18 protein-coding genes are annotated in these 22,828 nt (G+C 52.5%); 1 reads left to right on the plus strand and 17 read right to left on the minus strand.

From position 1 onward, the window contains the following. Window position 1 precedes the first annotated feature (1 nt). From AAAY30_RS03740 to AAAY30_RS03765, 6 genes are all read right to left on the minus strand, one after another. Entirely contained in the window at window positions 2–301 is a 300-nt protein-coding gene (locus AAAY30_RS03740) for a CD1845 family protein (protein WP_499215820.1), read from the minus strand. Further along, window positions 298–600 (minus strand): hypothetical protein, encoded by a 303-nt coding sequence (locus tag AAAY30_RS03745; protein WP_007886654.1) that lies wholly within the window; start codon window positions 598–600, stop codon window positions 298–300. The genes AAAY30_RS03740 and AAAY30_RS03745 overlap by 4 nt, the downstream gene beginning before the upstream one ends. A gap of 151 nt (window positions 601–751) precedes the next feature. Beyond that, window positions 752–1,096: a plasmid mobilization protein gene (locus AAAY30_RS03750; protein WP_425518628.1), complete on the minus strand. Its 345-nt coding sequence runs from the start codon at window positions 1,094–1,096 to the stop codon at window positions 752–754. Further along, the gene (locus AAAY30_RS03755) at window positions 1,093–1,911 is read right to left on the minus strand and encodes a DUF3848 domain-containing protein (protein WP_066562204.1); all 819 of its coding nucleotides are present in this window, start codon (window positions 1,909–1,911) and stop codon (window positions 1,093–1,095) included. Before AAAY30_RS03755 ends, AAAY30_RS03750 begins: the two co-directional genes overlap by 4 nt. A gap of 1 nt (window position 1,912) precedes the next feature. Beyond that, complete coding sequence (locus AAAY30_RS03760) at window positions 1,913–9,028, minus strand: helicase-like domain-containing protein (protein ID WP_499222345.1); 7,116 nt, start codon at window positions 9,026–9,028, stop codon at window positions 1,913–1,915. A gap of 545 nt (window positions 9,029–9,573) precedes the next feature. Further along, window positions 9,574–9,930 (minus strand): TnpV protein, encoded by a 357-nt coding sequence (locus tag AAAY30_RS03765; protein ID WP_242828620.1) that lies wholly within the window; start codon window positions 9,928–9,930, stop codon window positions 9,574–9,576. On the opposite strand from AAAY30_RS03765, the gene AAAY30_RS03770 reads away from it, so the two are divergent. Further along, on the plus strand, window positions 9,917–10,684 hold the full coding sequence (locus AAAY30_RS03770) for a hypothetical protein (protein WP_227970470.1): 768 nt from the start codon (window positions 9,917–9,919) through the stop codon (window positions 10,682–10,684). The genes AAAY30_RS03765 and AAAY30_RS03770 overlap by 14 nt on opposite strands. A gap of 96 nt (window positions 10,685–10,780) precedes the next feature. On the opposite strand, the gene AAAY30_RS03775 is transcribed toward AAAY30_RS03770, so the two are convergent. The 11 genes from AAAY30_RS03775 to AAAY30_RS03825 are packed head-to-tail and all read right to left on the minus strand — an operon-like array spanning window position 10,781 to window position 22,822. Then, a complete protein-coding gene (locus AAAY30_RS03775) occupies window positions 10,781–10,996 on the minus strand; it encodes a transposon-transfer assisting family protein (protein ID WP_055200194.1) in 216 nt (71 codons plus the stop codon). 1 nt (window position 10,997) lies between these two features. Continuing rightward, a complete protein-coding gene (locus AAAY30_RS03780; protein WP_499215819.1) occupies window positions 10,998–14,282 on the minus strand; it encodes a YodL domain-containing protein in 3,285 nt (1,094 codons plus the stop codon). A gap of 6 nt (window positions 14,283–14,288) precedes the next feature. Continuing rightward, the gene (locus tag AAAY30_RS03785; protein ID WP_097785476.1) at window positions 14,289–14,567 is read right to left on the minus strand and encodes an immunoglobulin; all 279 of its coding nucleotides are present in this window, start codon (window positions 14,565–14,567) and stop codon (window positions 14,289–14,291) included. Next, a complete protein-coding gene (locus tag AAAY30_RS03790) occupies window positions 14,564–16,672 on the minus strand; it encodes a type IA DNA topoisomerase (protein WP_499215818.1) in 2,109 nt (702 codons plus the stop codon). Before AAAY30_RS03790 ends, AAAY30_RS03785 begins: the two co-directional genes overlap by 4 nt. Next, on the minus strand, window positions 16,659–16,862 hold the full coding sequence (locus AAAY30_RS03795; RefSeq protein ID WP_009003368.1) for a hypothetical protein: 204 nt from the start codon (window positions 16,860–16,862) through the stop codon (window positions 16,659–16,661). The genes AAAY30_RS03790 and AAAY30_RS03795 overlap by 14 nt, the downstream gene beginning before the upstream one ends. Further along, window positions 16,859–17,623: a DUF4366 domain-containing protein gene (locus AAAY30_RS03800; RefSeq protein WP_215650766.1), complete on the minus strand. Its 765-nt coding sequence runs from the start codon at window positions 17,621–17,623 to the stop codon at window positions 16,859–16,861. Before AAAY30_RS03800 ends, AAAY30_RS03795 begins: the two co-directional genes overlap by 4 nt. After that, window positions 17,613–17,870 (minus strand): DUF4315 family protein, encoded by a 258-nt coding sequence (locus AAAY30_RS03805; RefSeq protein WP_002576231.1) that lies wholly within the window; start codon window positions 17,868–17,870, stop codon window positions 17,613–17,615. The genes AAAY30_RS03800 and AAAY30_RS03805 overlap by 11 nt, the downstream gene beginning before the upstream one ends. Before the next feature lie 28 nt (window positions 17,871–17,898). Next, window positions 17,899–19,635, minus strand: a complete 1,737-nt coding sequence (locus AAAY30_RS03810; RefSeq protein ID WP_499215817.1) for a C40 family peptidase — start codon at window positions 19,633–19,635, stop codon at window positions 17,899–17,901. Then, a complete protein-coding gene (locus AAAY30_RS03815) occupies window positions 19,628–20,011 on the minus strand; it encodes a DUF3851 domain-containing protein (RefSeq protein ID WP_044024583.1) in 384 nt (127 codons plus the stop codon). Before AAAY30_RS03815 ends, AAAY30_RS03810 begins: the two co-directional genes overlap by 8 nt. Beyond that, a complete protein-coding gene (locus AAAY30_RS03820) occupies window positions 20,008–22,410 on the minus strand; it encodes a VirB4-like conjugal transfer ATPase, CD1110 family (protein ID WP_499215835.1) in 2,403 nt (800 codons plus the stop codon). Before AAAY30_RS03820 ends, AAAY30_RS03815 begins: the two co-directional genes overlap by 4 nt. Beyond that, entirely contained in the window at window positions 22,367–22,822 is a 456-nt protein-coding gene (locus AAAY30_RS03825; RefSeq protein WP_005335865.1) for a PrgI family protein, read from the minus strand. Before AAAY30_RS03825 ends, AAAY30_RS03820 begins: the two co-directional genes overlap by 44 nt. Window positions 22,823–22,828 lie beyond the last annotated feature (6 nt).

Below are 22,828 nucleotides of genomic sequence, written 5' to 3' on the forward strand. Positions count from 1 at the left end.
TTTACCCATACACCCAATCCTGGATCGCAAATTTCAAACTCTGCACCTTTCCCAGCAGCCAGATCGCAGCCAGCGGCAGCCCCATCGGGCTAATCAAAAATGCCATAATCAGCAAAATTGCACCATTCTGCGGGGAATAGGTAATAAGCACAGCCACGCCAATTAGAGCAATTACCGTGCTGAGCAGACCAAGCACCAGACCAGATATGTAGATCAGCCCCATGCAGAGCCAGACAAAAAGCGTCAACACTAAAATGACCGGTGCAGTTACAATCATCAGCAAGCATTTCAAAATCTTCATTCCAGTTCCTCCCTCCAACGCTCCAGATACCGTTTGCACAGGGCATCCGCTTCTCTCTCATCATCTTCCGTCAACTCCCGTCTGCCTTTGGTCAGTTCAATCTCCACATAAGTCCGGTAATCATCAGCTAAGAGATTGAATAGTTCCTTGGGAGTATGGCACACCTCGCCAGAGCAATAGTGAAAATCTTGGTCAAATTCAACTCTTACACATCCATGGCGGCTGATATAAACTTCTATGGTCTCGTCTGCGGTCAGGTAATCCGCAAAAATCTCCAGCACCTTTTCAAAGGTCAGCATCTGTTTTCACTCCTTTGCTACGCTTCTTATTCTACTCATATTATCCGGTACGGACAGGCAAAAGACAAGGATACAGACAAAAAGAAAAAGCGGAGGAAGGTGCGGCGAAGAAACGCCGTTCCTCCCTCCGCAAATGGAGTATCTATCCCTGTTATGAAAGTTTGGAGAGTTGGGTAAGGATTTCCTTCACACCCTCCCACAGTTGTTCCTGCCGCTGGGATATATCCTCCAAGTCAGCATTATAAACCCGCCCGGTCTCATGCACTTTGCGGGTCAGCTGGTTCAAGTTGTTGCTGCTTCGGCGCATCAGGGAGACCAACTCCTTCAGCTCTGGCAGTTCCAGCTTGACCACATAACCATCCAGCGCCATTTTCCGCAGATAAGCGCTCAAATTCTCTGTCCCGTATTGCTGCATCTTTTGATGGATCAGTTCCAGTTCTTCTGCGGACACCCAAAACAGAACCGGCACATCCCGCTTGCGCTTTGCCATGGTTATCGCTCCAGCTCCCGTTTTTTCGGGGCGGCAGACTTATTGGCGGGCAGCTCCTGTTTGAGCTTATCCCGTACTGAGGGACGGGACGGTTCCAGTTTTTCTCTCTGGGTACGGCTGCGCTGCTGTTCTTCACGCACCAGATCAATAAAACCATCCAGCACAGCAGGGTGGCTGTTTAAGGCATAACCACAACGGACGGTTTCGGGATTATCATTAGGAATGGTCTTGGCCCATTCTTTGTTGCGTCGGGAGTAGCGCCCATCCCAGTCCTGAAGCTGGATCGTGTTAGACAGAACCATAGATACACGCTCCATGCCATAGGTCTCGATCACGCCCTTTGCCGCATCGTGGCTGAGATACATTCCGTCGAAGTGTTCCCGCACCGCCGCTTCAATGGACTCCTTGCATTGGAGATTTACATTGTTGGAAGCTCGGTACTGCTCCAGCTCCCCATGTTCTCTCGCATAGGCAGCTGAATGGGGATAGATTGGTGTTGTTCGCAGTTCCTCTTTAGCTCTGCACACATCGTCGGCACGGTTCTCAATGCTGTCCCGGATCATATCCATATAGCCGGTCTCCAGCTTTTCAAAATAACGGTACACATCCGCCAGCGGCGAGGGAGATTCCAAAAGCGCCTGGGCCTGTGCGTCGGTCAGCTCCAGCTCCTCCATCGCCATCACAATATCCTCACGGACAGTATATTCATAGGTGTGGTGCAGGATTTCTTCCGGGGGCTGGCTTTTCAGCCAGTCCCTATATTTTTCCTGCTCAGTGGCCATCTTTTCATAAAGGGCTGTATTCAGATTATTGGTATTCATGTTATCGCACCTCCTCATGCTGTTTTGGTTTCTTGTCTGTACTGCGGGGCGTCGCCGGACGTTTCAGATGATCCAGCACCGAAGGCCGTGCGCTTTTGGCAACAACAGCCTCGGCGTGTGCCTGTCCCTTTCCGTCGATGTTCAGCAAAGTATCCAGCTCCACCAGACGGGCATTTTTGCTTCGCAGTTCTTCTTCATAAAGGAATAGCTTTCCGACTTCCTCCTTTGCGGCAGCCTGCTGCTGATAGAGGTTATCCAGCTGGGCCTTTGCCGCCTCCAGACGCTGGGGCATCTGAGCGAGGGCATTGTCGATACGGGTAAGATTTCCGCGAGGGTCTGTACCAAGGGTTGCCCGATGGGTCATCTGTCCTTTCAGCAGGAGCGTATACTCCTGTTTCCAAGCGGAAAATTCCACGGATATGGCATATCCCCGGTAGCTGCCGATCTGCACCGGATCGGAGGTTTTGACCTCCTTGCAGGCATCCAAAAGGGCTGCGCCGGCGTTCTCCTTATCGGTCAGCAGATCGCCACGGATTTCCATACCAGCAAAACCGTCCTCCGGGTGCGGGTGCGCTGCCAAAACCTCCAGATCGGATTCAAAGCCCTTGATAAAGCCTTTGTGCTTTTCAATCTCCTCCGGGAAGTATTTGAGCAGCTGGTCCTCCAGACGATATTGCTTGCTCTGGTGGTCGGCTTTCATCAGCTTCAGGCGGGATACCTCCACATCCAAATCCATGCGCTCTTTGATACGTGGGTCTCCGGCACACAAAGCCTTGATCTCTGCAAAACTGAGGGCGGTTTCATCCACATCATCGCAGGAGCGTACCGGCGATTTAGAAGTCATGATCTGGCTGATGAATTTTTGCTTATTCTCCACCGTCTGCCAGAGGTATGCGTCAAAGGTTCCTTCGGTCACATAGCGGTACACATGGACAAGAGGATTCTGGTTACCCTGGCGCTCGATACGGCCCTTGCGCTGGGCAAGGTCTCCCGGTCTCCACGGACAGTCCAGGTCATGAAGTGCCACCAGACGGTCCTGCACATTGGTGCCTGCGCCCATCTTGGCGGTGCTGCCCAAAAGGACACGCACCTGACCGGTACGGACTTTAGAGAACAACTCCTTTTTCCGCACTTCGGTGTTGGCTTCATGGATAAAAGCGATCTGGTCGGCAGGCATCCCCTGAGCAATGAGTTTCTGACGAATATCGTCATATACCGTAAAGGCCGGTTCCTGCTCCGGCAGAGGCACGGCACCTTCCAGTGCGTGAAGCAGTGGATTATCCAGCGTTTTCGCCGCCTTGCTTGCAGTAGCTTTTGCCTGCGGTGTAGAAATGTCGCAGAACACCAGCTGGGTCAGCTTGTCAGCTTCGCCATCCCGCCAGATCTGCATGATGTTGTCCACGCACTGATTGACCTTTGTGCCAGGTTCATCCGGCAGCATCTGGTTGACGATCCTCTGGTCCAGTCCCAGCTTGCGGCCATCCGAGGTGATTTTGAGCATATTATCCACCGACGGGTCCACACTGCCTCTGTGTACTTCGGAAGCGCGCTCAGAGAGTGCCTTCACCATTTCCTGCTGATGTTCGGTAGGCTGCGCCACGATGTTGTGGTATTCCACCTCCGGGGTGGGCAGGTTCAGTTGGTCGGCGGTCTTGATGTCCGCCACTTCTTTGAACAGGTTCATCAGCTCTGGCAGATTAAAGAACTTGCTGAATCTCGTTCTTGCCCGGTAGCCGGTGCCTTCCGGTGCCAGCTCCAATGCTGTGACGGTCTCCCCAAATCTGGAAGCCCAGCAGTCGAAGTGGGTCATGTTCAGTTCTTGCAGGCGTTCATACTGAAGGTAACGCTGCATGGTGTAAAGCTCGGTCATGGAGTTGCTGACCGGGGTGCCGGTGGCAAAAATCACGCCACGGTTTCCAGTGATCTCATCCATATAGCGGCACTTGGCAAACATATCGGAGGATTTCTGCGCGTCCGATGTGGAAAGACCAGCCACATTCCGCATTTTTGTGTATAGAAACAGGTTTTTATAGTTGTGGGCCTCGTCCACAAACAAACGGTCCACACCCAGCTGCTCGAAGGTTACCACATCGTCTTTTCGCCCCTCGGCTTGCAGCTTTTCCAGTCTGGCTTCCAGAGACTTTCTGGTACGCTCCAGCTGTTTGACGGTGAAACGCTCGCCGCCACTGGCCTGTACCTCTGCAATCCCCTCAGTGATCTCGTCGATCTGTTCATAGAGAAGCCGTTCCTGACGCTCCCGGCTGATGGGGATACGCTCAAACTGGCTGTGTCCCATGATAATGGCATCATAATCACCCGTCGCAATACGAGCGCAGAACTTCTTTCGGTTATGGGTTTCAAAGTCCTTTTTTGTGGTGACTAAGATATTGGCGGAAGGATAGAGACGCAGAAACTCCGACGCCCACTGCTCGGTCAGATGGTTTGGAACCACAAAGAGAGATTTCTGGCACAAGCCCAGGCGTTTGGCTTCCATCGAAGCAGCTACCATCTCAAAAGTTTTGCCTGCGCCTACTTCATGTGCCAACAGGGTATTTCCTCCATACAGCACATGGGCAATGGCGCTTTTCTGGTGTTCCCGCAGGGTAATGGCCGGGTTCATGCCCCCAAAAGTGATATGGCTGCCATCATATTCGCGGGGACGGGTAGAGTTCATTTCTTCGTTGTACTGGCGCACCAAAGTCTGGCGGCGCTCCGGGTCTCTCCAGATCCAGTCCCTAAAGGCTTCCCGGATCGCCTGCTGTTTTTGAGCCGCCAGGGTGGTCTCCTTGGCGTTCAGTACGCGGCGCTCTTTTCCGTCTGCGTCCTCTATGGTGTCATAGATACGGACATCCCGCAGGTTCAGGCTGTCCTCCAAAATCTTGTAGGCATTGGCACGGCTGGTTCCGTAGGTGGTATAAGCTGCCACATCGTTGTAGGATACAGAAGATTTCCCCTTGATCTGCCATTCAGCGGTAAAGGACGAATAGTTGACCCCGATACTGCGCTGGAGATAAAACGGGGTATTAAAGGTCTCATACATAAACTGCTGGATATATTCCTTGTCAATCCAGGTAGCGCCCAGACGCACCTCGATCTCCGACGCATCCAGGTCTTTGGGCTGGGCGGCGGTAAGGGCTTCCACATTGACTGCATAAACCGGGTCCTGCTGTGCGGCCCGCTGCGCCTGACGCAGTTTGCGGCGTACATTGCCGGAGAGGTATTCATCAGCAGTCACATAATGGGGTGTGCCGTCTTTCTCCAGCTGTCCCGGTACACGGAAGATTACGCCTTGCAGCTCTCCGGCCAGTTCTTCTTTTGTTTTTCCGGTAAGCTGGCTCATATAGTCCATATCCACGCAGGCTTTTTCCGAGATGGACACCGCCAGTGCTTCACTTGCCGTATCCACCACAGCCACCGCCTGATGGGGCTTGATGGTCCGCTTGGTGAACATATCTGCCTTGCGTTCCAGCTTTCCGTCCTCGTCGATGACTTCCAACGCACAGAGCAGGTAATAGGAAGAATCGTCTGCATAGGCCAGACGGTTTGCACGGTCATTGATGAGACCGTATTTGGAAGAAAAGCTGTCATAGAGGCTGTTCAGTTCCGCCTGCTTCTCCCGAATGGTGCTGTCCGGAACCGCTGCATCCATCTGAAGGTCGATCAGTTCCTGCACACAATCACGCAGTCCCACAAGACCTTTTACACGGGCTTCGGCGGTGGCGTTGAGGTCAGGGCGCACCATACGGCTGTTTTCCCGGTAGTACACCTGCCCGTCTACAATGGCATAGGAATAGTTCTTCACATTGGGGTCGGCAGGAATGGAGGTGTCAATAGCTTCGCCTTCGCCCAGCTCCGGCAGCTCTGCCTCCTGATAAGTGCCATGAATATACTTCACCGCATCATGCAGCTGGTCGGAAAGCTCCAGTCCCTCGATAGGGTTCACGGTGTAGTCCATACCATGAGCAGTGCTTACCGGCTCCTGTCTGCCCAGCACCATTTCCGGGTGGTCGATAAAATACCGGTTGATGGCAAATCCGTCCTCCGTCTGTCCGGTTTGAGTCCATTCCGGCACGATGTCCAGCGGGCGGTCCCGTTTTTGGAGGAAGATGATGTCCGATACCACCTCGGCACCGGCATTCTTTTTGAACGCGTCATTAGGCAGACGGATAGCTCCCAGCATCTCGGCACGCTGGGCAAGATAGCGGCGCACGGTGGAATCCTTGGCGTCCATAGTATATCGGGAGGTTACAAAAGCCACCACGCCGCCGGGACGCACTTGGTCCAGTGCTTTGGTGAAAAAGTAGTTGTGAATACTGAAATTCAGCTTGTTGTAGGCTTTGTCATTGACCTGATACTGACCGAAAGGTACATTGCCGATGGCAAGGTCAAAGAAGTCACGCCTATCGGTGGTCTCAAAGCCACCTACTGTGATGTCCGCCTTGGGATAGAGCTGCTTTGCGATGCGCCCGGAAACAGGGTCCAGCTCCACGCCGTACAGACGGCTGTTTCGCATTTTCTCCGGCAGCATACCAAAGAAATTGCCCACACCCATAGACGGCTCCAGAATATTTCCGGTCTCAAATCCCATACGGTCCACCGCTTCATAGATGGCCTGAATGACCGTAGGGCTGGTGTAATGGGCGTTGAGGGTAGAGGTTCTGGCGGCGGCATATTCCTCCGGGGTCAGCAGTTCTTTTAGCTGGGCATACTCTAAAGCCCATGCCGGTTTCTCCGGGTCAAACGCATCAGAGAGACCGCCCCAGCCCACATATCGAGAAAGAACCTCCTGCTGTTCGGGGCTTGCCTGCTGTCCGGCAGCTTCCAGCTCTTTCAGCAAACGAATCGCATTGACATTTGCCTGGAACTTGGCTTTCGGACCGCCCTCACCCAAATGCTCATCTGTAATGCGGAAGTTTTTTGCATTGCGGCGCAGGTTAGCCTTGTATTCCTCATAAGATGCTTCCTCGGCAGCTTTGGCATTGGGAAAGGTCTGCCACTGGCCATTGACCTGAATGGAAACCGGGTGTTCGTCCAGCACTTCCTCAAAGGTTTTCTCCGGCTCAGTCACAGGGGCTGGCGGCTCCGGCTCCTCGATATGCAGTCGTTCCACCACCACATCATAAGGCAGATTGTTCTTATCGCCCGGATAGACGGCCATGGTCTCGGAATGGAAGGTCGGGGATTCGGTAGCCGGTTGGGGCTGTTCCTGTCCAAAACCGTCCTGCTGACGGGCATACATCCCGCGCAGCAAAGGCGCAACCTCATCCCAGCGGAAATACAGCATAGCCAGACGCTTTTCCTCTGCATCCATGACTTCCAGTTCTATGCCCTGTGCCGTGGTACGGTAATCGACAATATCGCCGGTCTCCAGATTCAGTGTCTCAATCTCACCGGAATAGGCTCTGCTCAGCCAGTAGGCGATCTCGCTGTTGCTCCTGCCGGATTGCAGCAGCGTGGAAATCTGCTTTTTATCCGCTTCATCCATCAGTCCATGAGCCAATACATCCCGCAAGTCTTGTTCTGCCTTGTCCGGGTCAATAGGAAGAAACTCGGTATAGTAAGCATTGCGGCGGTCTGCCCGAAGCAGCTGCTCGAACTGTTCTTTGCGCTCTGCCCGGTAGATGGGATATACCATCCCGGTGGGCAGAAGCTGTACGGTGTCCTCCCGCAGCTCGGTGATCTGATAGGCATCATCCTCGATATACACGGTATCGCCCACGGCATAGACCGGGGCGGCTGGGTCATAGGAGGTTCTTTGCGGAATTGGGCGGCGAACTGCGTCATATTCCTCATCGGAAATGGAAACTTTGGAAGTCTGCTCTGTCTCGGCTTCTGCGATCTGCTCGGCATCTGACATCACCTGTTGGATAAACGGAGCATTGTCCAGTTTTTCCGGGTCTGTCACCTGCCCGTTGACGATCCCTCTTTCTTCCAGAGCTTCCCGGATGGCGATTGGGTCGATGTCGTCAAAACGGTTCTGTTCTTCTTCGGTATAGAACCGGTCCTCCTGAATGAGCTGGGCAAGCCTGCGCTGTACCTTCGGCCAGGGCAGCTGCGTTTCCTCCGGGCTGCCGGCACGGACAACGAACAGGCTGTTGCTGTTACTGCCGCCGTATTCCTGAGCCAGCCATGCGGCGGTATCTTTTTCTCTTGCATGGTCTTTCATATAGCGGATAACAGCGTGTTTACTCTCGATATTGCCGTTCCATGCACAAAGGGCAGTATCAATATCTTCCTGAGAAAGAGGGCGCAGAAGTTCATGGAGCTTTGGATAGGTTTCGTCGATCACTTCCCGGTGCAGACGCTGGCGGAACTCCGGCACATCCGAATAGAGTCGGATCAGCTCCATATCCTTAGAACCAAGGACCGCACGGCGCACAGCGGCATTACCCTCGATGACAGCATTTTCACGGTCAGAATGCCCACAGGCATTGCGGTATGCGGCATCCTCGGAAATAGCGGCAGTCACCACAGGCTTATACTGCTCAAACTGCTCCCGAAGGATAGGCTTTGGCGTTTCTTCTTCCATCTCTGGCTGCTGGGCTTGAATGGCATCTTCTTCGGCCAGTTCCTTTTCAGACTGGATTTTGTCATACTGCGCCTGTTCCTGTTCGGTAAGATAGCGGTCTTTCTGGACAAGTGAGGTAATGCGCTTGGCAACCTTTTCCCAGTTCAAGTGAACATCCGGGCAGTCCTGCTTTTTATAGTGCAGTCCTTTCCCATCGTGATCTTCGCCGCTGTGTGTTGCACCGGACAAGGCATGAGAGCGTCCGCCAATGCCATACTCGTCTTTGAGGAATCTCACTTTCTCCTTATCCGTATGGTTTGCCATGAAGAACGCATAGATACGGCCTTTTCCTCCGGCGAAACTGCTTCCGCCGGTCATGGCGGCGTCGATCTCATCCTCGGTAATAAAGTGCTGGACGGTTGGAACTTGGGAAAGCTCTGAAGAAAAGGTCCTGCGGGGCAGGTCAAGGTCCTTCAGGTTCTCCCAGATCTCCCTCGGTCTATGATAGTGAAAACGCAACAGGTCACGGTCCTGCTGATAGGCAGTCCAGAAGGCAGCGTATTCTTCCTTGAGGGTCTGGCGGAAAGCCGGTTCACTCAGCTGCTCCATCAGGCGGCGGGTCTCCTCCGGGAAACCATTGCCTTTGATCTCTGACAGGCAGGACAAATATCCGCCTTTTCTGGCGTCCTCACTGAGATCGTGATACAGATGCCAGAGCTTTTCCGAGAGGAGGGAGCGTTCATAGCCTGCCGCTTCTGCAAGCTCCACATTGGAGGCAAACTGACCACTTTCCAAAAGCTCCCCGATACGCTCTGCGGCACTCTCCCAGGAAATGACCTGGGCAGACCTGTCATAACGGACAGACTTCCCATGTGAAAGATGGATACCATCCTCGGCATACCATGCGCTCACACTGCCAAGGCCATTGCCGCCGTGGTACAGCGTTTTCAGTATCTCGGCAATCTCAGCGGTGGTTTTCTGCTTTTCAAAGGCTGCAACCACACGCTCCCTTTGACGGTCTGTATTGCCGCCCAAACGCAGCACATGGTCGATGTCATTTTGGGTAAAAGAAAAAGCAGAGGATGTATGCGCTACATTCTCTGCTTCATCTATGGATTGGATCTGTTCCGCTTCGGAGAGGAACAGGTTTAGAGTCAGCTGTTGATAAGCTCCGCCATCAGGATTTCCTCGGCCTGAGCTTTGCAGGTGTTCATCAGCCCCACCCACTTCATGGGATCGCTGGCTTTCAGTTCCTCGGTGGCTCCCGCTTCCTTCGTCAGCTGGGGCATCATCTGCTCCAGTCTGCTCTGGGCGGTCTCGTCGATCTCCAGAAGGTGCGGGTACAGCTTCTCGCTCAGCAACATCTGGTTGTAGAGGATGGGACGGTGTTCCTTCAGGTAGGTTTTCCTCATCCTGCCGTACTTGCCCAGGGGTTTCTCCGGCTGCTGGCTCAGCTTCAGGTCGGGAATCAGATAGTCTCCGTTCTGGATATAGGTCATGGGATTGTTCATCTTGTTTGCTCCTTTCTTGGTTGGCTTCGCGCTCTGCATTTCGGACGGTAACGCCGATCTGCCGCAGCACCTGCTGGTTGATCTGGCTGACCGCTGTTCCCAGCGCTCCGATGGTTGCCGGAGTATTGAAATCAAAGATCGCCATGAAATCTTCGTGGTCGAAGTAGCGTTCCGGTTCCAGTCCACAGCGGGACATCAAAGCATAAGTGATACTGACGGTGGCTGCTGCCTTGAACTGTACTCCGATGTTAAACTCATCATATTCCTCCAAAAAGGAACCGTCAACGATATAGAAGAAGTCCTGCTGATGCTCCGTCCAGTATTCCTCAGCCAGTTTTCCGGCTACCTCGGTGAGCTGTCCGGCAAGGTCATCACCGGAAACATCATAGGTGCGCTCAAGCATGGCCTGCACCGAATCCAAATGGCGCTCCTCCAGCTGCCACAGCCAGGGAGTGCGGGAATGTTCACGGGTTCCGGTGTCGGAAATATCAAAAACATAGCGCAGGCGGGGCCTGTCCCCGGAATCGTCCACCAGAGCAATTCCCTTGGAGCCGCGCCTTACATACCGGCCCATCTTTTCATTCCACAAATCGTACTCTGCACAGGCGGTGGCGTCCGGACGCTGGGCGTAGATCATCAACTGCTCATGGAACGGGTACTTGTAAAGGCGGGAAGCAGTGGTGAGAAACCCTGCCCATTCCTGCCAGCTCCCCGTGAGCTGCGTTGTCACCTTCTCCGCCATCTGTGCATATAGTTCAGCTTTGGTTGGCATAGTGTTCTGTCCTCCTTTCAGTTTTGGGGTAAAAAGGTGGGGTGGCATATTGCCACCCCATCCCTGCGATTATGGTGTTTACTGGTCAAAATCCGGATACAACTCCAGCTCGGCAAACTCGGCATCACTCATGGCCTGGAGCTTGCCCAGTGCGCTGTCTGTCAACTCCCGCAGCTCGGTTTCCTCCGGGGCCAGCTCGCCGCGCATATCACGCAGGCTGTCGATCAGTCCGGTGCGGCTGCCGGTATTGTAAATGCACATCAGGTTCATTTCCTCAAAAGTAAAGTTTCCCATATCAAATCTCCCTTTCCGCACTCTTTTTTGGCGCTATCTTTTTGTGTTCTGCCTTGGGCTGGCTTTTCAACTGCTCCATGACGGACTTTTTCTTTTCCCGTTCCTCCCGATGGGCAGCGGCAGCCAAATCCATGAGGGAAATGGGCTGACCGTTGCGGGCCTGCTGTTCCAGCTCTGCCACCGTAGGCTCTTTTGCGCCATTGTTGATGATACCGTCGATCATGCCGTAATCGTCCTCCACGGCCATCTCCGCATTTTTCAGCGGATTTTCCGGCAGGAATCCGGGGATCTGGGTAAAACCAACACTGTCACAGTAATGACAGGATACCTTACCGTCCTGCTTGATCGCAACGATGTCACTGACACTCATAGAAGGACTGTGAAAATCCGCCGGCTTTTGCAGATTAAACTGCTCATATAGTTTTTCCAGCTGCTCCGGTACCGTGCCAGACTCCCTCAGCGAAGCTGTGTAAATGAGGTCATAATTGCTGCGGTCTATGGAAATGTCATGGGACTTTAACCAATCCAGATTCATAAAGCGCACATTCTGCGGATCGTCACGGCTCACCTGATAGATAGCAAAGCAATCTCTGTTCTGGGATAGAAATGCCTGTTCGCGTTCCTGCTGATGTTCCTGACGCTCCATGACCTTTTCGTGGAACTGAGGGCTTTTCTCCCATTCCTCACGGTCCACGCCAAAAAGACCGCCATGATCCATGATTTCCTGCGGGTCAAACACCATGCTCTCCGTATTGTCCTCATGCAGCACATAGACGGTCAAACCAGCGGCATCCAGTTCCAGCGCCCGTTCTCTGGTGACAGGGAGCATCCCATCATAGAAGTAGCCGTATTCCTGCATATCCGGTGTGGATACCTGCTCATCAGGCATAGGGTATTCATCCAGCGCCTGCTCTTGTGCTTCCGGCAGCTGAGAAGAAGCAGCCATCTGACTGGCCTCTGCCTGCATCTGCTGGTAGGCAGCTTCCTGCAAGGTCTCAATCATGGACAACGGTGCGTATTTTACCGAGTCTCTGCCCAAATCGTTGTCATCACAAATCTGGAGAACTGCCTTCATGCGGGAAATCTCCGGCATATCCAGCTGACCACCATCCAACTCTTTCATGGACGCGGCATCGTAAAGGGTATAGTCCCAGCCGCTGTCACAGGACTGGATATGAAGATAGGTGGCATCGTCAATCAGAAACAAAGCCTCCTGCTGGTTGGCATCCGCCCCCAGCACTTCCATTTCCGGCATTGCCGCAGCCAGTTCCTTTACCGCTTTTTGCACCAGAGGATTATCACGGTAATAGTCGATTGCCTGGATGGTGTCCAGGTCAATGGTCTGGCCGGTCAAAATCGGAAAAGGTCCTTCATAGTCGCTTCCGTCTTTCAGCTCAAAACCAATGCCCTTGATCCCGTTCATTCGCTCTGCTGGAATCTCCTGATAAATGCGGACAGCTTCCTCCAAAGACAGGTTATCGTGGTATTCTCCGAGGTTTGGAAATTCCATGCACTCTGCTACATAGTAGGTCAGATCGCCGGTCGGCAGCCTATCAGATACCTTAATGGCATCTGCTGGCTGCTCTATCGGGGCGGTTTCCGGCTCTACCTTTGCATGAGGGTCGATTCCGCGCTCTTTGCAGATTTCCTTATAGTGGCGCTCAATGTCGGAGATCAAAGTGCCAGAGGTTTTGTTGATGGTCTCCAAACTGGCTCTCAGTTCTTTCAGCTCCTTGCCTTGACTCCAACTGGCAATATAGCCAAAGCTATTTTCTCCAGTCTCGATGCCAAAATATTTGCAGACTGCATAGGAGATGCTTTCAGCCTCCACTTCTTCCGTGTGACGGTTTTTGATTGCCTGTTTTTCTGCGGTTGCATCTTCCTCAACTGCAAGACGCCATTCAAACTGATTTTCGTCCACATAGCGCCAATCCATATCAGAAGCAAACTGTTCGGCTTCTTTTTCTGTGGCAAAATCCAGCTTGAAATCATGCTTAGTTCCACCTTCACTCTCCAGCACAACCTTCCATGACGGTAGCATTTCATATTTTTTAGGGTCATGGAGCTTGCTGTGGGCAATCTCGTGTACTGTGGCTGAAACCGTCTGAACCTCACTCATGCCCTGACGAATGGCAATTTTCTGATGATCGGCAGAAAAATAGCCGTCCGTATCGGCGGCCATTGCTTCAAAAGTAATCGGCACCGGTGCGCTGCGGCGCAGGGCCTCCATGAATGCCTCATAATTTGGCACATTGCCGGAAAGGGAGGAAGCAAGCTCCGGCAAAGGTTTCCCGTCGGTCTGGCTCACATCAAAGACCTTGACCGGACGAAACATGGGGATCTCGATTTCTTTTTCCTCTGTAACGATCTTTCCGTCTTTATCCAAAATCGGAGCCTTGGTATCCGGGTCCAGCTTCTGCTCCTCGATTTTCTTCTTATACGGTGTCGGGGCAATGATGGTAATGCCATGCTCGCCCTTTTTTACATGACGCTCAAACTGGTCTTTCCACTTATTGTATCCGGCTACCAAAGTGGCATCCGGCTTCTGCATATAGATGAGCATGGTGTTGTTTACCGAATAGCGGTGAAATCGGGACATGACGGACAGATAGCGCATATACTTTTCGCTTTCAAACAGTTCTTTGATGCCCTGCTCGATGCCATCTGTGATTTCCCTTAGCCGTTCTCGGTTGGTGGGTTTATTCTCAGCCATGATTTTCAATCTCCTTTCCAAGTGTGTGATTTCTGCTGTGTGTTCTGCAATCCATGCCTTTTGTTCTTCTTCACTTTCATAAAGAAAAAGGTCCAGCAGGTACTCTACATAGGTTTTCTTCTGGATTGCTTCCACAAAGCGGGGGTGCGGTTCTTCCTCCGGTGTCCTGGGAGAACGGTCGGCTTCCCATTTTTTCAGCAGATAGTAGTAATCGGACAGTACGCGGTAACAGCGCTGTCGATCCTCCCGAAACTTCTGTGCCTCGGTTTTTTGCCGGACATATCTCCTGCGGGGCGGGGCCTGACTGTCATAGATCAGGCCAAAGTCCTGTGCCAGTTTCTCCGCCGCTTCTTTTGGGGAGAGGTTAAAGAGCTTTGCGGTAAAGTCGATCACATCCCCATCTTCACCGCAGCCAAAGCAGTGGAACCGCTGGTCTACCTTCATGCTGGGGTTCTTATCATCGTGAAAGGGACAGCAGGCCATACCATTTCGTTTGACCTCGATCCCATAAAACGCTGCCGCTTCTCTGGTGCTGACCGACTGCTTGACCGCTTCAAATACATTCTCTGCCATGTGCCTTTAACTGCCGGACTTTTTCACAGGGGGCTGGTATCCGGCGGCTTTCGCACGCTCACTGGCAGCTTTGCGACGCTCGGCGCTGTATGGCTCCCGGACTGATACACACCGCTTGGGGACGGTAAAGTTATGGGCGTCCTTTCGGATGATCTGGTCGGGGTGCTTTTTTGCCAGCAGTTCCAGCTTTTCCATCAGACGGGGATCGTGGGTGTAGACCTCAGCCATTGGTTCTGCCTGGTTATAGAGGAGAATGGTTTCCCGTTCCACTAAAGAGAGCTTCATCGGCTGCCTCCTTTCCGCTGGTCAAATTCCAGCTTGAAGTTGGCATACTGTCCATCGTCCTCCAAAACCACAGTGGCATCGTAGGTCTTGCCGGTTTTCTCCGAATATAACCCCGTCACACGGACACGGCCATCGTTCAGTAGCGCAGACACCACAGCCTTGGTCGGCTGTTTTTTCTTGGCAGCCCACCATTTGTTGTTTTTCCAGATTGCAAATTTGCAAGAATCATTCTGACAGAAGAAGCCTTTTTGCAGTTCTGCAACTTCACCGCCGCAGCGAGGGCATTTGCCCACCACCTCACGGGGCGGAGTGAACAGATACTCAGTTCCCTTGATGACCTGATAAGTCCCCACCAGATCTTTCAGCATGGTGCTGATCCCGTCTAAAAACTCCTCCGGGGCAAGCTGCCCGCGCTCGATCTCGCCCAGGCGGTACTCCCACTCGGCAGTCAGAAGCGGCGATTGCAGTTGTTCTGGCAGCACTGTGATCAGGGAAACTGCATCGTGGGAAGGGAGAAGCTGCACCGTTTTCCTGCTCTTTTTTCGTTCCAGAAAACCGGCAGATACCAGCTTTTCCAAAATACCGGCACGGGTGGCCGGTGTCCCCAGACCTTTTCGCTCGGCGTCCTCCGGCATATTCTCTTTTCTGGCAGTCTCCATTGCGGACAACAAGGTATCCTCCGTAAAGTGCTGAGGCGGACTGCTTTTGCCTTCTTTGACGATTGCCGCAGCAACCGAAAGGGTCTGTCCTTCGGTCAGCTCCGGCAGGGCTTTCTCTGCGCCCTCTTTTTTCGGCTCTGCATCCTTCATTTTGGCACGGTAAGCGTCCTCCAGTGCTTTCCATCCGGGATGCTTCACCGTTTTTCCTTTTGTGGTAAACTCCCCACCGGCACACGCTGCAATCACAACAGTTTCCGAATAGATATGGGGCTGGGCTACGGCGCACATCAGACGCAGGGCCACCAGCTCCAGCACCGCTTTTTCTCCCGCAGGAAGGGCAGAAAGGTCTGCATCCTTGAGATTTCTGGTAGGGATTACTGCGTGATGGTCGGTTACTTTCTTATCGTTGATGACCGTATGCGGATCACAGGTAATGGCGATCCCTTTGCGAAACGGCATAGCACTGGCAACCAGATTCACCAGCACCGGCAGGCTGTCTGCCATATCACCAGTCAGATAGCGGCTGTCAGTACGGGGATAGGTGCAGAGCTTCTTTTCATACAGGCTTTGTAGATAGTCCAGGGTCTGCTGGGCTGTAAATCCAAGCAGGCGGTTGGCATCTCTTTGCAGGGTAGTCAGGTCATAGAGGGCAGGCGGCTTTTCGGACTTTTCCTTGCACTCCACCTTTTTGATTGTGACATTTGCACCCTGACAGGCTTCTTTCAGCTGCTCGGCAGCGGCCTTATTCGCCATGCGCTCCCCGGATACGGTAAGACCGGGCAGCTCCAGCGCCACGGTATAAAAGGGAATCGGCTGAAAGGTGTCGATCTCAGCTTCTCGCTGGACAATAAGCGCCAGTGTTGGGGACATCACGCGCCCGATGTTGAGGGTACGGTGATACAGCACGGAAAAAAGCCTTGTGGCATTGATTCCCACCAGCCAGTCGGCCTTGGCACGGCAGAGGGCAGCATCTCGAAGTCCGTCATAGTCCGCACTGGGGCGCAGGTTTGCAAAGCCTTCCCTTATGGCGGAGTCCTCCATCGAAGAAATCCAGAGCCTTTTCATCGGCTTCTTGCAACCTGCCAGCTCATAGACGCTGCGGAAGATCATCTCGCCCTCGCGTCCGGCATCACAGGCATTTACCACTTCCGTCACATCCGGGGCATTCATCAGCTTTTTGAGAATATCAAACTGCTTTTTCTTATCTTTTCCTACCACCATCTGCCAATGTTCCGGCAGGATAGGCAGATCATCATATCGCCACTTGGCATACTTTGGGTCATAGCTGTCTGCATCCGCAAGACCGGCCAGGTGGCCCACGCACCAGCTGACACGCCAGCCGTTGCCCTCCAGATACCCGTCCTTACGGACGGTTGCGCCGATCACAGCCGCCAAATTCTGGGCAACTGATGGTTTTTCGGCAATTACCAATTTATGTTGAGCCATGATGGTTCCTCCTCTCTTTGAGCCATCGGGACATTTCCCGGTGACAGATACCTACGCAGGGTCTTCCATAATTCCCGCAACCATAGCAGGGGTGGCTGTGGGGTAAAGAAGGAGGACGGGAAGTTTCCTTCCCGCCCTCCGGCCTGCGTGTCATCATGCGTTCATAGGGACTGTCTGTGAATCGGGTCATTTCACACTGTCCTCATCATCTTCTTCTGTGCTGCCCCCGTCAGCGTCCGGCTCGTCCGACTCCTCATCCTCGGTTTCCCATTCCTCGGAATCCTCCTCGCCATAATCATAATCGTCCAGACTGTCATTGCCCTTGGTCTTAGGCTTGTTCTTAACGAGCTTCAAGTAGGCAAATACGCCACCGCCTCCCAGCAGAGCCAGCAAAAGGACTATCGCAGCCGGGTTCAATCCGGCAGGCTTCTCCTTTTCCGGCTCCGATGTTTCTGCCGGAGGTTCCGGTGCTTTGCCCGTACATTTACTCTTATCAGTTGCGCAGACCGGGCAGGCCGTATTGACTGCCCCTGCTTCACATTTTGTTGAACAGCTGCATACCGCAGGCATCTCCTCTTTGGGTTTTCCATCTTCCATCAGCGCCGCAAGGTCTGCATCGTCCACCTGATTCAGAAAGTGAACAGCAGTCTTTTTATCCTCATTAGCCCTGTCGATCAAAATGTAAAAATAGTTGCCAGCCTTGGTGGTAACGGTAATGAGCTGCTTATTGCCACCAAAATCATCCACCAGAGCGGCATTGCCATCTGGTGTAAGTGCCGGTGCCGGTTCTGTTTCTTCCACAATCACATTGCTGTCATTGGTAGAATCCTCTGCCGGTGCCGCCGGAGCCTGTTCTGACCCCTGTGCAAAAGCAGGGATCGTAAAGCCAAATACCACAACCATTGTCAGGCAAAGGGCGGAAAGTGTTTTGCAAATTCTTTTATTCTTCATAAGCGGTAGCCTCCTGATTATTTGATTCCGACAGTGCTGTATCTCTGCCGTGGTTCATTCCACCGGAAAGCATAGCGTTCAGCTGTGCTGGAGTCATGCGTAACGCACGAACCATCTGAACGATTTCCAGATTCTCTGCCTCCGTTTTCTGTGCTTCCAGGGTCTTGAGCTTTTCCTGATATTCCGCAATCTTCTCACGGGTTTTCTCAATTTCCTGGTCGATACGTTCAATTTTGTTTTTTGCCATAACCGTTCACTCCTTTCCACAAAGTCTGTTACCAGTTCATCAGGCCGTAGCCCTTAATACTTTGATAATTCAGGTCATAACTTTTGATCTTGCAGGCATCGCCGGAATTTCCCTCCACCGTATAAACACGGCTGCCATCCGTACCGATCACGATACCCACATGGTCTGCTGTCCCATCCAAATCCCAATCAAAGAAAATTGCATCTCCGGGAGCCAGATTGTTATAGCCTCTTGCACCCCATTGTCCATGAGACTGGAACCACGGAACGCCCTGCCACTCACAGCCTGCAAAGCGCGGTTCACTTTTTCCAGCCTGGTTATAACACCAGGATACAAAGCAGGCGCACCACTCTACGCGGCTGTCAAAGCCATACCAGCTCCAATAAGGATAGCCGCCCACATTGCCCACCTGACGCTTGGCCAGTTCCACCAGCTGAGGATTGCCGGGGCGGGTACCGTTAATGAACTGCACACCGGACAGATCTTCCGAGCCGCTGGTATCAGGGGAACCGCCGCCAAACAACAACGGCTTATTGCCCATGGTCTGTCGGTAGACCTGATACATTTCCATCTGCTCCGGGGTCAGAATCTCCGACGCCACAGCGGAAATGGGCTTGCTGGTGAGTTTCACATTCAAAATGTAATACTCATAGGGGACTTCTTCTGAGGTGGTCTCGCCGGTCTCCGGGTCGGTGGAGGTCTCCGTGCGGTAGCGGATCTCCACTTCCTCAGTAAGCGTCAGCTGATACTGTGCTGCAAACACACGCGCCAGCTCTGCCTGAGCGCTCTGCCGGGTGTAGCCTTGCAAAACGGCAGACAGAAATGCTGCCAGCTCATGAGGGTCATGACCGATCATACCAAGGTCATAGCGATACTCGTCATACCCTGGGTGGCTGCTTTCAATGTTGTCGATTTCCTCCTGCAACTGGACTTCTCTGGCTGCATAATCTGCCTCCACCGCCAGCATTTCCAGGTCATCCGACGGATAGGTGGTGCCGGAGAGAACGGAACCGATGCTCTGCGCCATCATGGAGCAGGAGGACATGGTATTCATCAGCATACAGGTAATGAGGAACAAAACCCCTGCCATCAGGAAACCCTTCTTGTGGCGCATGACGAATGCCCCTGCCTGCTGTACCTTTTCTTTTACCGTCCTTGCAGCTTTTCCGGTTTTGGATGCAGCCTGGGCGGTATTTCCGGCAGTCTGACCGGCGTGTTTGGCGGCGGCATACTGCCTTTTGATGGCCTGCTTTTGCTGCCAGCGGGAAAGCGGATTGCTGGCAAACTGAGGATTTTCCTGCAAAGATTTCTGGTACAGAACATTTACATTTGCCTTTTCCAGTTGGCGCTCTGCCTGTGCTGCTTTGCGGTACGACTTCAGCTTGTGGCTGCGATAGCCCTCCCGCACCAGATAAGCGCCAGTCTCCACCGCTTCCTCGGACTTGTGGGCGCTTTCCACGCCCACATTGTCCTGCTCTGTTTCCCGGATCTCTTTGTGGAGCTTGCCTGCGACCAGATGGACGGGAGCTTCCCTGACTCCTTGAGAAACTTTGGAAGGTGGCTTTTTCTTGTCCTCAAAGGTCAGCTTCGAGGTCTTTTTTCCGGTATTCGGGTCAATGACCGTCTGCCTGACCTTTTTCTTTGGGATATTGGCCTGCGCCTTATCTGCTCTGGCCGCAGCTTTCTCAGCTTTACGGATCGGCTTTTCCAGTGCAGGATCAGACCATTCCTCATCAGTAAAGCGCAGGCGCGGCTCTTTATTCAAACCATTCTCCCAGCATGAGGGAGGACATCATGTAGTGCAGCTCTGCATAAATGGCCATTCCCACAGGATCGTTGAACATACAGCCGGACAGGTAGGCATAAAACTGTGCCACCACATCGGACAGGATCTTCGCTTCGGTTCCTTCCAGAACCAGACCACCCATACCTTCCTTGGCACGGATGGTGCTCCAGACCTCTGCCAGACGGAGCAGCCCCACCTGACCGGTCTCATTCAGTTCGGCTGCCTGGTCTGCCGCCGTGCGACACTCACTTACCGCATCGGCCATGACTGTAAGCAGCTGGCTGCGCTGGGCATTTACCGCCCTGTCAAAAAACATCAGCGGATTTTTATTCAAAATGTTGGGATTCATCATCATTCATCCTCCTTCTTTTTCAGTTCCTGGGGTTTGGTAGTCATAATGCGGTAAAGTTCGGTGTTCTTCGGGAAGTGATCCACAAACGGCAGGATCGTGGAGCCATAAAACAGCAGGCCCTCGCCCTCACCGGAGTGGGTCACATAAGATAATTGGTGTGTGGAAATACCCAGCTGCTTAGCAAGAATCTGACGGTCTCCGCCTGCCTGGTTGAGCATATACACGAAGTCGGAATTTTCAAAGATATTTTCCACCTCGCGGCTGCTCAAAAGGTCTTTGACATTCTGGGTGATACCTGTCGGAATACCGCCCCATTTACGGAATCGCTTCCAGATTTCCACCGTATAGGCGGCGGTCTGCTCCTCCTTCAAAAGCAGGTGCATCTCGTTGATGTAGTAACGGGTGGACTTGTGGGCGGCACGGTTGATGGTAACGCGGTTCCACACCTGATCCTGTACCACCAGCATACCGATTTTTTTAAGCTGCTTGCCCAGTTCCTTGATGTCATAGCAGACAATCCGGTTATCAATGTCCACATTGCTCTGATGATTGAACACATTCAACGAACCCGTCACATAGATTTCCAATGCCGTTGCAATGTACTGAGCTTCTTTTTCTTCCTGCTCCCGCAACAGGTTATAAAGGTCCTCCAAAATCGGCATATTCTCCGGCTTTGGGTCATTGAGATATTCGTTGTAAACCAGCCGTACACAACGGTCAATAATGGTTTTCTGCACCGGCTGCAAGCCCTCCTTACCGCCCACGATCAGCTCACACAAGCTGAGGATAAAGTCAGACTTGAGTGACAGCGGGCTTTCATCATCCGAATAGTCCAGATTCAGATCCATCGGATTGATATAGTTGGTTGAAGTAGGTGAGATCTTGATGACCTGCCCATGCAGACGCTCAACAAGAGGTGCGTACTCCGCTTCCGGGTCACAGATAATAACATCATCACTGGTAAGCAAAAAGCAGTTGGCAATTTCTCGTTTTGCGCTGAAGGACTTACCGGAACCCGGCGTACCCAGAATCAGGCCGTTGGGGTTTTTCAGCAGCTTTCTGTCCACCATGATGAGGTTGTTGGACAGAGCATTGATGCCGTAGTACAGAGCTTCTTTCCCGTTCTGGAACAGTTCCTGCGTAGTAAAGGGCACAAAGATAGCTGTGGAACTGGTGGTCAGTCCTCGCTGAATCTCAATCTGATTGAGACCCAGAGGCAGACAGCTCATCAGCCCTTCTTCCTGCTGGAAGTCCAGCTTGGTCAGCTGACAGTTATACTTCTGGGCAATAGAGCCTGCCTGAAAGATGTTGTTGCCAAGCTGACGGGGATTGTCCGCTGTGTTCAGCACCAGAAAGGTCAAAAGGAACATTCTCTCGTTGCGGCTCTGCAAATCCTGCAAGAGTTTTTTCGCTTCACTGCCGTAGGTAGCAAGGTCAGATGGAATGATGTCCATGTCGTATCCGGCACGGACTGCTTTTTTCTGTTCCTCGATCTTGCTGCGGTCCAGGTCGGTAATCTTCCGCTTTACCGTTTTGATGGCTTTCACCTGATCCACCGACTGAATGTGCATACTCACAATGAGCGAACTTTCCATATCCAGAAAATCAGCCAACAGACGGTCATTCAGCTCCGGTGCGAGAATCTGCAAAAAAGAAACAGCCCCGTATTTCTTGCCCATACGGAACTGCTTGCCGGTGCGGAACTCAAAGGAGCTTGGTGCAATAAAATCCTTTGTGGACAGACCGGAAGGAGCCAGCCAGTCCCATTCAAACTGAAACGGGAGTTGTTCATCCATGTGGAATACCGCATGAAGCTGAAAAAGCCTTTCTTTACCGTCCAGCGTTCTGGCAGCTACACCAAGACGCTTGAAGTTATTAAGTATATCGGTCTCAATACGCTCCAGACGGGGCTTGGCGGCTTTGATGCTGTCCGCGTCGATACCAAAGGTCAGGTATTTGGTCTTGATGAGACCGTTATTACCTCTGGCCAGCTGATTTTGCAGCATTGTGGTGTATTCTTCGCGGATACTGTCAAAGGCGTCCCTCTGGGGCGGGATGGAAATGGAGTTAGCAAAGGTCTCCTCCGATGCCGCAAGATTCAAAAAAGACAGCTGGAAATGAATCGAGCTGTCAAAATAATTGAGGAAATCACACCAACCCTCAAAGATTGCCGTCTTATCTTCGTTTTGGGAGAGCTGATAGTTGATGTCCTGAAACTGGATGGTCTTTGTGTAGTGGCTGTCCGATATGCGGCAGATTCCGTCCGGCCACATCCGTTCATAAGGGATACTGTCCTGCGCAGATTTCCCTTTTTTGTCCGTGCGGTTAGCGCGGGCAATGGCCGCTTCGATCTGCTTCTTATCGGCGCGGGACAGTTTTTTCTTTGTCTTTACCGGCTGCACAGTTTTTTCCTCGGTTTTTCCGAACATCCGATGCAGCCATTTTTTTATTGCGGTGAACAATGTCATACACCTCCTTATCGAGCATTTCCTGCCGCTTTAATACGGCATAAAAGTTGTTGGTCTGGTAAGGTCGCTGCTTGGGACGGATCACAGCTACTTTGAGAATGTTGCCCACGATCTTTTCCAGCGGCTGTCCATGCTTTTCGTACATAGCCAGCATAAAGAAGGGCAGCATAACCAGCATCATACACATAGCCGCTACACTGTTTCCGGTAGGTTTTCTGAGCAAAAAGAAAAGCGGTACGCCAATAAGCGCTCCGCCCGTGAAGCAGATAAGCTGCCGCTTGGTCAGATTGAACATGACCTTTGTTTTGACTTTTGTTAAATCCTTGGGTACGGGTACATAAGCCAATGTGGA

The organism is Ruminococcoides bili, from assembly GCF_040093295.1.
Taxonomy (GTDB): Bacteria; Bacillota; Clostridia; order Oscillospirales; family Acutalibacteraceae; genus Ruminococcoides; species Ruminococcoides intestinale_A.